Below are 11,158 nucleotides of genomic sequence, written 5' to 3'. Positions count from 1 at the left end.
GCGCCGGTGGATCGCAGGGCCGACCGGATTCCAGGAACCGCCAAGATCGCTCCGACACTGACCACCGGATTCGAGGGTGCGACGAGTACGACCTCGGCGTCGGCGATGGCATCGGTGACTTCAGTTGCGGCGTTGGCCTTTTCGGCGCCGACGAAGGCAAAGCTGTGCGTTGGTAGCTGTGCCCGGTAGCGTACCCACCACTCCTGGAAGTGGATCGCCCGCCGGTTCCCGTCGTCGGGATCGGTCACGACGACGTGTGTTTCGCATCGGTCGTCGCTGGCGGGCAGCAGTCGCGCGCCAGGCTGCCAGCGGTCACACAACGCGGCGGTCACTTGCGACAGCGGGTAACCGGCCCGCAGCATCTGACTGCGTACCAGATGGGTGGCCAGGTCACGGTCGCCGAGTTGGAACCAGTCCGGCGCAACGCCGTAGGCGGCGAGTTCCTCTTTGGCATGCCAGGTTTCATCCCGATGCCCCCAGCCCCGCTCTGGGTCGACGCCGCCGCCGAGGGTGTACATGCACGTGTCCAGATCGGGGCAGACGCGCACCCCGTGCATCCAGGCGTCGTCGCCGATGTTCACGACCGCCGTCAACTCGTGGTCACCGGCAGGCGCAGATTCGGACGCGAATTGGCCGAGACCGAGTAATTGTTGAACCCCGAGCAGGAAGCGGGCGCCGCCCACACCGCCGACCAGAACCGTCACCTTCACACCGCACGACAGTACGCGCGGCGCTGCCGCAGGCCCCTTGGTGTGTCGGGCGGTGCTACGGCCGAGGTGATGCCGGATTGCCTTGTGTGACAGGTGTGACCGACACGCCACGCGCCTATCGGCCTCAGTGTGGCAAAAAATTGGTCACGAGATGATATGGAAATCTGCCGAATCGCTTGCGAATCCACTCTTACCCGTGTGTAATCACAGCAGTGTCATTTCGGTTGGCCGGCCGGATTCGGTGTCGCAGACCGAGATTCGATCAAATGTTCGAATCATAGATGGCCGAACATCAGAACAGTGGTGACATTCGCGATCTACGAAACCAGGTGAGGAGGCGGAGCATGTCCTATGAATACCTTCGGGGACTAATGGGAGGAACACCGCACACCGCTCCCGGTCTACCGTTGACAGGGGTAGCCCAAAGGCCCCATTTGAGTTTGGTTCCCGACACCCTCGAAGACGAATTCGAGGGCACCGAGGAAGCAACCGATCAGTGGCAAGACCGTGCGTTGTGTGCTCAAACAGATCCAGAGGCGTTCTTCCCCGAGAAAGGCGGCTCCACTCGCGAGGCCAAGAAGATCTGCCTCGGCTGCGAGGTGCGTAGCGAATGCCTGGAATACGCTTTGGCTCACGACGAGCGTTTCGGCATTTGGGGCGGGCTTTCCGAGCGCGAGCGTCGTCGCCTCAAGCGCGGGATCATCTGACTTAACGGGGCTATCGAATAGCGGGTGGCCCGCTGAGCGTGCAGCAGCGGCGCTCGCGGTCGCCCGCTATTCGTCTTCTATCGTCGGGTCGATGACCGACGGTTCGACATCCAGGTAGGTGGCCACCTGGGCCACCAAGATCTCGTGCAGTAATTCGGCCAGCTCGACTGTGTCTTTGGCACGTCGTTCGATTGGCTTGCGAAACAAGACAACTCGAGCCCGTGTGGCGCTGCCGCGGACGTCGACACCGGCGCCGATCAGCCGCGCGAGCGCAATCGGCCCGTCGGCGACCACCTCTGGGGGCCACTGCACGTTGTCAGGGTCCTTCGCCGAAATCCGCGGGATCTCGTCGACGGCGACGTCGAGCCCGGACAGCCGCTCCTGCCAGCGACGTTCGATCGGTTCATAGGCCTCGAGCACCGCCATGTCGAAGCGCTCGGCGCGACTGCGCCAACCCGGAACCGTCGGCGGCAGCAGCGGGCCGCGCATGGCGCGTCGGCGGCGCGGGACTCTTGCGCCCGGCGAGCGCCGACCGCGCGGGGAGCTGCGCGAATCGCTCACCCGGCGATCGTAACGGTTGGGTATCCCAGCCTGAATGAATGCGCGTGTCCGCCGGGGTGTGGGCGTTTTCGCGCGATAACCTCTCGATCGTGAACGTTCCGCGTCGCTGCTGCCGACCAGGGTGTCCGCATTACGCGGTCGCGACGCTGACGTTCGTCTACTCCGACTCCACCGCCGTCGTCGGCCCGCTGGCCGTCGCCAGCGAGCCACACTCCTGGGATCTGTGCGTGAGTCATGCCGGCCGGATCACCGCGCCACGCGGCTGGGAGCTGGTCCGGCACGCCGGGCCACTGGCCGTCAACCCCGACGAAGACGACCTGATCGCGCTGGCCGAAGCCGTTAGGGAGGGCCGTGACGTGGCTGCCGGTGGTGGCGCGTTGACCGGGTTTCACGAGCCCGCCGAGCAGTTCGGTGCTGCAGCGCCCGACAAGCCGGCCGCCGGCGTGCTCACCTCAACCGCTGCGCGACCGGCCGGCAATGGACGCCGCCGCGGTCATCTTCGGGTGCTGCCCGATCCGGCGGAGTAGTAACCGCATCGACTCTGCGCCCACGGCGGAGAAGTTCGAGTGGCCGGCGCCGTAGACGCCGAGTCAACCGCACAGCATGCCGGGATAGGCTTGGCAGCGCCCCATCAGATTGCCGTCGTCAGGAGCCCTCTCGATGTCTCGGCCCGCCGCGGCTGTTCACCGTGTGATCAAGGCGTATGACGTGCGGGGTCTGGTCGGCACGGAAATCGACGAGTCGTTCGTGCAGGACGTGGGCGCGGCGTTCGCCCGGCTGATGTGCAGCGAAGGCGCTCGCCAGGTCGTCATCGGCTACGACATGCGCGATAGTTCGCCCGCGCTGGCGGCGGCCTTCGCCGACGGTGTCAGCGCTCAGGGCCTGGACGTGGTGCGGATCGGCCTGGCCTCGACCGATCAGCTCTACTTCGCCTCCGGATTGCTCGACTGCCCGGGCGCGATGTTCACCGCGAGTCACAATCCGGCCGCCTACAACGGCATCAAAATGTGCCGGGCCGCAGCCTTACCGGTCGGTGCGGACACCGGGCTGACCGCCATCAGTGACCAGGTGATCGCGGGTGTGCCGAGCCACGCGGGGATGCGCGGCACCTGCACCGACAAAGACGTGTTGGCCGAGTACGGCGGGTTTCTGCGGTCGCTGGTCAACATCGACGGCCGGCGTCCGCTGCGGGTCGCCGTCGACGCCGGCAACGGGATGGCGGGCCATACCGCGCCCGCGGTGCTCGGCGCGATCGAGTCGCTCACGCTGCTGCCGCTGTACTTCGAACTCGACGGCTCGTTTCCCAACCACGAGGCGAATCCGCTCGACCCGGCGAACCTCACCGATCTGCAGGCTTTCGTGCGCGAAAGCAACGCCGATATCGGGCTGGCTTTCGATGGAGACGCCGACCGGTGCTTCGTCATCGACGAGCGCGGCCTGCCCGTGTCGCCGTCGACCGTGACCGCGCTGGTGGCCGCCCGCGAGTTGAGCCGTGAGATCGGCGCGTCGGTGATCCACAACCTGATCACCTCGCGCGCGGTGCCCGAGTTGGTGATCGAACGCGGCGGCACGCCGGTGCGCTCGCGCGTCGGGCACTCCTACATCAAGGCGTTGATGGCCGAGACCGGCGCGATCTTCGGCGGCGAGCACTCGGCGCACTACTACTTCCGCGACTTCTGGGGAGCCGACTCGGGAATGCTGGCCGCGCTGCACGTACTGGCCGCGCTCGGCGGCCAGCAGCGCCCGCTGTCCGACCTGACCGCGGACTACCATCGTTACGCGTCCTCCGGCGAGATCAACTTCACCGTCTCCGACTCCGCTTCCTGCATCGCCGCGGTGCTCAAGGCATTCGGCAACCGGATCCACTCGATCGACCACCTCGATGGGGTGACGGTCGACCTCGGCGAAGGCAGCTGGTTCAACCTGCGCACGTCCAACACCGAGCCGCTGCTGCGGTTGAACGTGGAAGGGCGCAGCGGCGAGGACGTCGCCATGGTCGTCGAGCAGATCGCTCAGGAGATCCAGCGCCAGGCGGATCGGCACGTCGAACCGGAGGCCGTGACATGAATGCGGCCAAGTCCTTGATCGACCTCGACGACACCGACGGCCTGCTCGGCGCCGATCGCGAGGGATTGCTGCGGGCGGCGTCGATGGCGGGCGCGCACGTGCGGGCGGTGGCCGCCGCCGTCGACGAGGGCGCACTGGACTCGCTGCGCGACGGGGGCGACCGGCCGCGGACCGTGATCTGGATTGCCGGCCGGGGAGTCGCCGAGGTCGCAGGGACCATGCTGACCTCGACCGCCGCCAGCGTGGCGCCGGCGCCGTTAGTGATCGCCGCCGAGGCCCCGCCGTGGATCGGGCCGCTGGACGTGTTGATCGTGGCCGGCGACGATCCCGGCGACCCGGCACTGGTCGGGGCCGCCGCGAGCGGTGTACGCCGGGGCGCGCGCGTGGTGGTGGCGGCTCCCTACGAAGGGCCGCTGCGCGAGGTCAGCGCGGGCCGCGTCGCGGTGATCGAACCGCGGTTGCCGATCGCCCCCGAGTTCGGGCTCTGCCGTTTCCTGGCCGTCGGACTGGCTGTCTTGGCGGGTGTCGATACCAGGTTGAGGGTGGACCTGGCCGCCATGGCTGACGAATTGGACGCCGAAGCATTGCGCAACAGTGCCGGGCGTGAACTTTTCACCAATCCGGCCAAGGCGTTGGTCGAGCGAATCTCGCGACGCCGCGTGGTATTTGCCGGCGACTGTGCGGCCACCCTGGCGCTGGCGCGGCACGCGTCGGGCATGCTGCTTCGCGTCGCGAACGAGGTGGCGGCCGCCAGCGGCATGGCTGAGGCGTTGATTGCACTCCGGGCCGGCCCGGGGCCTACCTTCGTCGATCCGACCGAGTCGCTGTTTCACGACGAGGAAATCGACGGCCCGACCGCGGATCGGTTGCGGTTGATGGTGCTGACGCTGGACACCGAGCGGGCTGTGGTGACTTCTCGGGTAGCCGGGCTGCACGATGTCGACCTGGTCGGCGCCGAGGACGTGCCGGAATTTCCGGATCGCGGCCCCACCCAGTCCGGAGTTCAACGCGCCGAGCAGCAGCTGGCTATATTGGCTGTCCGGCTGGAGATGGCGGCGGTTTATCTGCGTCTGGTACGGGGATAACTGGTTACGAGGTAATGGCAAGTGCAGGTGCTACGCGGAGCGATACGGACATACGCGTGGGGGTCACGGACCGCCATCGCGGAATTCACCGGCCGTCCGGTGCCTGCTGCCCACCCTGAAGCCGAACTCTGGTTGGGGGCTAACCCCGGCGACCCGTCCTGGCTGGAAGCACCCGGTGGCGACATCTCGTTGCTGCAGGCGCTGCACGACGACCCCGAAGGTCAACTCGGCTCCGCGACGCGCGCCGAGTTCGGCGATTCGCTGCCGTTCCTGGTGAAAGTGCTGGCGGCCGACGAACCGCTGTCGCTGCAGGCGCACCCAAGCGCCGAGCAGGCGGCCGAAGGTTTTCGGCGCGAGGAACGGCTCGGTATCCCGGTGAACTCGCCGGTACGCAACTACCGCGACGCCAGTCACAAGCCCGAGCTGGCGGTGGCGCTGCATCAGTTCGAGGCGCTGGCCGGATTCCGTCCGGTGGCCAAGACCGTCGAGCTGTTGCGGGCCCTGGCGGTGTCGGGTCTGGACCCGTCTATCGGGTTGCTGAACGACCAGTCCGACGCCGATGGGCTGCGGGCGCTGTTCACCACGTGGATCACCGCGCCGCAGCCCGACATCGACGTGCTGGTCAGCGCGGTGCTGGACGGCGCGATCAATTACTTGAGCTCGGGTGCAACGGAGTTCGCCGCCGAGGCGAAGACGGTGCTGGAGTTGGGGGAGCGTTATCCCGGCGATGCCGGTGTGCTGGCCGCGTTGCTGCTGAACCGGATAACGCTGGGCCCCGGCGAGGGGATCTATCTGGCCGCCGGGAACCTGCACGCCTATCTCAGTGGTGTCGCCTTGGAGGTTATGGCCAACTCCGACAACGTGTTACGCGGTGGCCTGACTCCCAAACACGTCGACGTTCCGGAGCTGTTGCGGGTGCTGAACTTCAACCCGACCACCGAGTCGCAGTTGCGCGCCGACACTCATCAGCATGGATTTGCCGCGTTCTACGACACGCCCGCCGCCGAATTCGCGGCATCAATGCTCACGCTCGGTGCCGACCAGGTCGGTCACGAAGTGGACGCGCCGTTGCATCAGGGCGCCGCTCAGGGTCCGCAGATCCTGCTCTGCATCGAGGGCGCGACGGCGGTGCACGCAAAGTCCGGGGCGTTGACGCTCAACCGTGGCGCAGCCGCGTGGGTGGCCGCCGACGACGGTCCGATCCGGCTGGTCGCTCAGGAGCCGACCAAGATTTTCCGGGCTACGGTCGGCCTCTAGGCCGGCACCCACTCGGCTCGGGCGGCGCGCCGATCGGCCAGCCACAGCCGCATATTGTGCCGGATGGTGCGACCGACCAGCTTCGCCGACGGGACCATGTAGAGGCTGTCCAGCAACGAGAACCGTCGCAAAAACCATTCGGCGAGAACGGGATCCGTCTCGGCCGCGCCGAGAAATTGATCGAACAGACTGCCCACCGGGCCGAACCACCACGGCTTGTCGCCGGCGGCGTGGTGAAACGCATGATCGCCGATCGCCGTCATCATCCACACCGGGAAGGTCGTCTTGGCGGTAGCGCGATTCACCTTGCGCGCCAGATCGCCGCCCTCGGTCAGGGCGCGACGGAGGTGCCCGGCTTGGATGGACGTCATCGTCATGCCTTGGCCGTAAGTGGGGTCGAAGCTGACCACCGCATCGCCGAGGGGCAGGATCCCGGCCGGGAATCGGTCCAACTCGTGGTAGCGGCGCCATCGGCTGGCCGGGTAGTGGTGAAAGGCCACCTCGCCGACCAGTTCGGCCTGCCGCAGCGCGTCGACGATGCGCAAGGGCAGCATCGTGGCGGCCAGCGTCAGCATCTCGGCGAAGGTATGCGGCGGTTCGACTTTGCCGACCCCATAGGTCGTCAGGGTCCAGGTTCCGTCCTCATAGCCGAGCAGGCCCAGGCCGGCGGGTTGCTCGCGCGATGCGCCGGCGACGACCACCCTTTCCCGGATCGCGCCCACCGGCAACCGAAGTTGTTGCGAGGCATACTTGATGCCGACGTCGACTGTCTTTTCCGGCGGACGGCGATACCCCCACTGTTCCAGCCAGAACGGTAGCCGGGTGCCGCGGCCGGCCGCGTCGACGACCAGATCGGCTGCCACGACATCGGCCTCGTCGGCGTCGCTGTCGAGCAGCACCCCGGTGACCCGCTGGGCTTCGACGTCGAAGCGCGGCTGAGCCACCGAGCGGTGCTCGATCGTGACGTTGGGGATCGCGTGAACCCGTTGCCGAATCTGCCATTCCAGTTGTGGGCGGCTCGGCACGTAGGCGGTGAACTCGTCGCGCAGCGTGTGGCCGGTGCCCAGCACGTGGCCCGCCGCGCCGAAGTGGATGCAGTCCGGCCGGTTCTCCAGGACAGGCACGCCGGCGGCCACCATCTCGTCGAGCAGACCGGGAAACAATCCGTCGAATTCCATCGCGCCGCGAGCCATCAGCAGGTGAACATGCCGGCCTTGCGGGACCGCGGTCCGATTGTCGGGCGTGCTCGGCAGTTCGTCGCGCTCGTAGACCGTGACCCGCTCGTAGAACTGCGACAGCACCCGCGCTGCGCACAATCCGCCGATGCTGGCGCCGATCACGACCGCGTGCCCCCGAGTGCGCTCCCCACCCATGTCGTCACCGTACTCGGTATGCGCGGGAACATGGCTGGTTGCCGGCGTGCCGGTGTCATCCGCGGCGGACGCGGTCGCGGTGAAGGTCCCCGCGAACCAGTGAGCGGAACCTAAAACCTCGGCGCGCACTAAAGCCCTTGCCCACTGAGTTTACAAATACTATCTGTTTGTCTAGACAAGGGACGAATGACATGCTAATGTCCAACCTCAAGGTGTTACGGCTCACAAGGAGGTCGGCGATATGACCGCGGCATTACCGAACGCAAGGGTGTGGCAGGACAAGAAGCGCTACCTGTGGCTGATGGGACTGATCGTCCCGACGCTACTGCTGACGATCCTGCCGTTCGTCTGGGCGATGAATCAGGCCGGCTGGCAGACCGCATCACAGGTGCTGTTCTGGATCGGCCCGATCTTGCTCTACGTCCTGCTCCCAGTGCTCGACTTGCGGTTCGGCGCCGACGGCCAGAATCCGCCCGACGAGGTGATGGAGTGGCTGGAGAACGACACGTACTACCGCTACTGCACCTACGCCTTCATCCCGTTCCAATTCATCAGCCTGATCCTCGGCGCCTACCTGTTCACCGCGTCGAACCTGAGCTGGCTGGGCTACGACGGGCCGCTGAGTTGGCCCGCCAAGATCGGCCTCGCGTTGTCGGTCGGCGCACTGGGCGGAGTCGGCATCAACACCGCTCACGAGATGGGGCACAAGAAGGAGTCGCTGGAGCGCTGGCTGTCCAAGATCACCTTGGCGCAAACCGGCTACGGCCACTTCTACATCGAGCACAACCGCGGTCACCACGTCCGGGTGGCGACTCCGGAAGACCCCGCATCGGCCCGCTTCGGTGAGACGTTCTGGGAGTTCCTGCCGCGCAGCGTCTTCGGCAGTGCCAAATCGGGCTGGCGGCTGGAGGCCCAGCGGATTCGCCGACAGGGTGGCAACCCGTGGAACCCCAAGACCTACCTGTCCAACGACGTCGTCAACGCCTGGCTGATGACCGTGGTGTTATGGGGCGTCCTGCTCGCGGTGTTCGGCCCCGCGCTGATCCCGTTCCTGTTGATCCAGGCCATCTTTGGGTTCAGCCTGCTCGAATCGGTCAACTACCTCGAGCACTACGGTCTGCTGCGGCACAGAGGAGACAACGGCCGTTACGAGCGCTGCAGGCCCGAGCACAGCTGGAATTCCGACCACATCGTCACCAACCTGTTCCTCTACCACTTGCAGCGACACAGCGACCACCACGCCAACCCGACGCGGCGCTACCAGACCTTGCGCAGCATGGATGGAGCGCCGAACCTGCCGAGCGGCTACGCGGCGCTGATCGGGCTGACGTACTTCCCGCCGCTGTGGCGCCGGTTGATGGACCACCGCGTGCTGGAGCACTACGACGGTGACATCACCCGGGTCAACGTCCAACCGCGCCTGCGCAAGAAGATGCTGGCCCGCTATGGAGCGGCGGCCTGATGGCCGGCTACCGCTGCCCCGGCTGCGGTTATGTCTACGACGAAACCAAAGGCGCTGAGCGGGAAGGGTTTCCGGCAGGGACCAGCTGGGACGACATCCCCGAGGACTGGGGTTGCCCGGACTGCGCCGTACTAGAAAAGCCCGACTTCGAATTGATCTGAGAGGAAAGCGGATGAACGACTACAAACTCTTCGTCTGTGTGCAGTGCGGCTTCGAGTACGACGAGGCCAAGGGCTGGCCGGAAGACGGCATCGCCCCCGGCACCCGTTGGGACGACATCCCCGAGGACTGGAGCTGCCCGGACTGCGGCGCCGCGAAGTCGGACTTCGAGATGGTGGAAGTCGCCCAATCGTGACCCTGCAGCCGCCGGCCACGGCGCACAGGGCAGCCATGAGCGGGAGCGGCGCCGTAGGCACTACTGTCGCGCCTATGCGAAGGGTCCCGTACGCCGAGGCGTCGCGGGCCCTGCTGCGTGATTCGGTGCTCGACGCGATGCGCGAGCTGCTGGGCAGCCGCGACTGGTCGGCGGTAACCCTGGCCGACGTGGCCCGCGCGGCCGGCATCAGCCGCCAGACCATCTACAACGAATTCGGCTCACGGCAGGGCCTGGCCCAGGGTTACGCACTGCGGCTGGCCGACCGCTTGGTGAGCGCGGTCGAGGACTCCATTTACGCCAACGTCGGCGATGTCTATGCTGCTTTTCTGCAGGGATTTCGCGCGTTCTTCGCCGACTCGGCCGCCGACCCGCTGGTGCTCTCGCTGCTCACCGGGGCGGCCAAACCCGATCTGCTGCAGATCATCACCACCGACAGCGGTCCGATCATCACGCACTGCTCGGCGCGCCTGACGTCGTTGTTCACGCACAGCTGGATGCGCGCCAGCGACGAGGATTCCGGGATGATGGCGCGTGCCATCGTGCGGCTGGCGATGAGCTACGTATCGATGCCGCCGGAGGCCGACCATGACGTGGCCGCTGACCTGGCACGACTCATGACGCCGGCGGCTGAGCGCTACGGTGAGTTACGCGAGGACTTCGAGTCGGGAGTCCGGGGTGGGACCAGCGGCGAGGGCGGGGAAGTCAGCGAATAGGCTTGTCTTCGCCGACTGACCTCAGATCGCGGCCGAGAATGCGTTGCGATTAATATGTAATCAAGCTAATTAGTTGACCAGAGGAATGAGTAGTAGATGACGACGACCGAGCAGCAGCTGACCGCCGACGTGGTGAACGGGATCGACTTCAAGGTGGCCGACCTGTCGCTGGCCGACTACGGTCGCCGCGACATCGAGCTGTCCGAGCAGGAGATGCCGGGTCTGATGTCGCTGCGCCGCGAATACCACGACGTCCAGCCACTCAAGGGCGCCCGCATCTCGGGCTCGCTGCACATGACGGTGCAGACCGCGGTGCTGATCGAGACCCTGACCGCGCTGGGGGCAGAGGTCCGCTGGGCCAGCTGCAACATCTTCTCCACCCAGGACCACGCCGCCGCCGCGGTGGTTGTCGGCCCGCACGGTACCCCGGAGAACCCCAAGGGTGTCCCGGTGTTCGCGTGGAAAGGCGAGACCCTCGAAGAGTACTGGTGGGCGGCTGAGCAGATTCTGACGTGGCCAAACGAGCCGGCCAACCTGATCCTGGACGACGGCGGCGATGCCACCATGCTGGTGTTGCGTGGCGCGCAGTACGAGAAGGCCGGTGTGGTCCCGCCCGACGAGGAAGACGACTCCGCTGAGCACCGGGTGTTTTTGGACCTGCTGCGCAAGCGCTTCGAGACTGACAAAGACAAGTGGAGCAAGATCGCTGCGTCGATCAAGGGTGTCTCGGAGGAGACCACCACCGGCGTGCTGCGGCTTTACCAGTTCGCCGCTGCAGGCGAGTTGGCGTTCCCCGCGATCAATGTCAATGACTCGGTGACCAAGTCGAAGTTCGACAACAAGTACG

The 11,158-nt window shown here is 66.3% G+C and carries 13 protein-coding genes; 10 read left to right on the top strand and 3 right to left on the bottom strand.

What is annotated here, in order from left to right; all coding sequences use genetic code 11:
- Positions 1-710: 2-phospho-L-lactate transferase (cofD, locus tag AC2VOU_RS20305; RefSeq protein ID WP_486958979.1), on the bottom strand; the 710-nt coding region annotated here is incomplete at its 3' end.
- A gap of 371 nt (positions 711-1,081) precedes the next feature.
- Between cofD and AC2VOU_RS20300 the strand changes: the two genes are divergently transcribed.
- Entirely contained in the window at positions 1,082-1,417 is a 336-nt protein-coding gene (locus AC2VOU_RS20300; protein ID WP_486958981.1) for a WhiB family transcriptional regulator, read from the top strand.
- A gap of 66 nt (positions 1,418-1,483) precedes the next feature.
- Here AC2VOU_RS20300 and AC2VOU_RS20295 read toward each other — a convergent pair whose 3' ends face one another.
- Positions 1,484-1,906 carry a metallopeptidase family protein gene (locus tag AC2VOU_RS20295; RefSeq protein WP_486938407.1) on the bottom strand — a complete coding sequence of 141 codons (423 nt, stop codon included), beginning with the start codon at positions 1,904-1,906 and terminating at the stop codon, positions 1,484-1,486.
- 161 nt (positions 1,907-2,067) lie between these two features.
- Between AC2VOU_RS20295 and AC2VOU_RS20290 the strand changes: the two genes are divergently transcribed.
- The 4 genes from AC2VOU_RS20290 (at position 2,068) to manA (ending at position 6,387) form a co-directional block, all read left to right on the top strand.
- Positions 2,068-2,505 carry a DUF3499 domain-containing protein gene (locus AC2VOU_RS20290; protein WP_486958978.1) on the top strand — a complete coding sequence of 146 codons (438 nt, stop codon included), beginning with the start codon at positions 2,068-2,070 and terminating at the stop codon, positions 2,503-2,505.
- A 133-nt stretch (positions 2,506-2,638) separates the two neighbouring features.
- Positions 2,639-4,045: a phosphomannomutase/phosphoglucomutase gene (locus tag AC2VOU_RS20285; RefSeq protein WP_486958977.1), complete on the top strand. Its 1,407-nt coding sequence runs from the start codon at positions 2,639-2,641 to the stop codon at positions 4,043-4,045.
- Positions 4,042-5,130, top strand: a complete 1,089-nt coding sequence (locus tag AC2VOU_RS20280) for a TobH protein (protein ID WP_486958976.1) — start codon at positions 4,042-4,044, stop codon at positions 5,128-5,130. The genes AC2VOU_RS20285 and AC2VOU_RS20280 overlap by 4 nt, the downstream gene beginning before the upstream one ends.
- Before the next feature lie 21 nt (positions 5,131-5,151).
- Complete coding sequence (gene manA / locus AC2VOU_RS20275; RefSeq protein WP_486958975.1) at positions 5,152-6,387, top strand: mannose-6-phosphate isomerase, class I; 1,236 nt, start codon at positions 5,152-5,154, stop codon at positions 6,385-6,387.
- On the opposite strand, the gene AC2VOU_RS20270 is transcribed toward manA, so the two are convergent.
- On the bottom strand, positions 6,384-7,760 hold the full coding sequence (locus tag AC2VOU_RS20270) for an FAD-dependent oxidoreductase (RefSeq protein WP_486958980.1): 1,377 nt from the start codon (positions 7,758-7,760) through the stop codon (positions 6,384-6,386). The genes manA and AC2VOU_RS20270 overlap by 4 nt on opposite strands.
- Before the next feature lie 241 nt (positions 7,761-8,001).
- On the opposite strand from AC2VOU_RS20270, the gene AC2VOU_RS20265 reads away from it, so the two are divergent.
- From AC2VOU_RS20265 to AC2VOU_RS20245, 5 genes are all read left to right on the top strand, one after another.
- Complete coding sequence (locus AC2VOU_RS20265) at positions 8,002-9,222, top strand: alkane 1-monooxygenase (RefSeq protein ID WP_486958974.1); 1,221 nt, start codon at positions 8,002-8,004, stop codon at positions 9,220-9,222.
- A complete protein-coding gene (locus AC2VOU_RS20260) occupies positions 9,222-9,383 on the top strand; it encodes a rubredoxin (protein ID WP_486958973.1) in 162 nt (53 codons plus the stop codon). The genes AC2VOU_RS20265 and AC2VOU_RS20260 overlap by 1 nt, the downstream gene beginning before the upstream one ends.
- 11 nt (positions 9,384-9,394) lie before the next feature.
- Complete coding sequence (locus AC2VOU_RS20255; RefSeq protein WP_486958972.1) at positions 9,395-9,577, top strand: rubredoxin; 183 nt, start codon at positions 9,395-9,397, stop codon at positions 9,575-9,577.
- Positions 9,578-9,612: 35 nt separating this feature from the next.
- Positions 9,613-10,311: a TetR/AcrR family transcriptional regulator gene (locus AC2VOU_RS20250; RefSeq protein ID WP_486958971.1), complete on the top strand. Its 699-nt coding sequence runs from the start codon at positions 9,613-9,615 to the stop codon at positions 10,309-10,311.
- A gap of 96 nt (positions 10,312-10,407) precedes the next feature.
- The coding region (locus AC2VOU_RS20245) for an adenosylhomocysteinase (RefSeq protein WP_486958970.1) at positions 10,408-11,158 on the top strand (751 nt) is incomplete at its 3' end.

Source organism: Mycobacterium sp. TH-M25 (assembly GCF_057473665.1).
This window is presented reverse-complemented; position numbering and strand designations above follow the sequence as displayed.

What these genes read in the sequence shown, in the direction of transcription:
- AC2VOU_RS20295 (WP_486938407.1), bottom strand. Translation starts at nt 1,906, where the DNA reads ATGCGCGGCCCGCTGCTGCCGCCGACGGTTCCGGGTTGGCGCAGTCGC.
- AC2VOU_RS20260 (WP_486958973.1), top strand. Translation starts at nt 9,222, where the DNA reads ATGGCCGGCTACCGCTGCCCCGGCTGCGGTTATGTCTACGACGAAACC.
- AC2VOU_RS20265 (WP_486958974.1), top strand. Translation starts at nt 8,002, where the DNA reads ATGACCGCGGCATTACCGAACGCAAGGGTGTGGCAGGACAAGAAGCGC.
- AC2VOU_RS20280 (WP_486958976.1), top strand. Translation starts at nt 4,042, where the DNA reads ATGAATGCGGCCAAGTCCTTGATCGACCTCGACGACACCGACGGCCTG.
- AC2VOU_RS20250 (WP_486958971.1), top strand. Translation starts at nt 9,613, where the DNA reads ATGAGCGGGAGCGGCGCCGTAGGCACTACTGTCGCGCCTATGCGAAGG.
- AC2VOU_RS20300 (WP_486958981.1), top strand. Translation starts at nt 1,082, where the DNA reads ATGGGAGGAACACCGCACACCGCTCCCGGTCTACCGTTGACAGGGGTA.
- AC2VOU_RS20270 (WP_486958980.1), bottom strand. Translation starts at nt 7,760, where the DNA reads ATGGGTGGGGAGCGCACTCGGGGGCACGCGGTCGTGATCGGCGCCAGC.
- AC2VOU_RS20285 (WP_486958977.1), top strand. Translation starts at nt 2,639, where the DNA reads ATGTCTCGGCCCGCCGCGGCTGTTCACCGTGTGATCAAGGCGTATGAC.
- AC2VOU_RS20255 (WP_486958972.1), top strand. Translation starts at nt 9,395, where the DNA reads ATGAACGACTACAAACTCTTCGTCTGTGTGCAGTGCGGCTTCGAGTAC.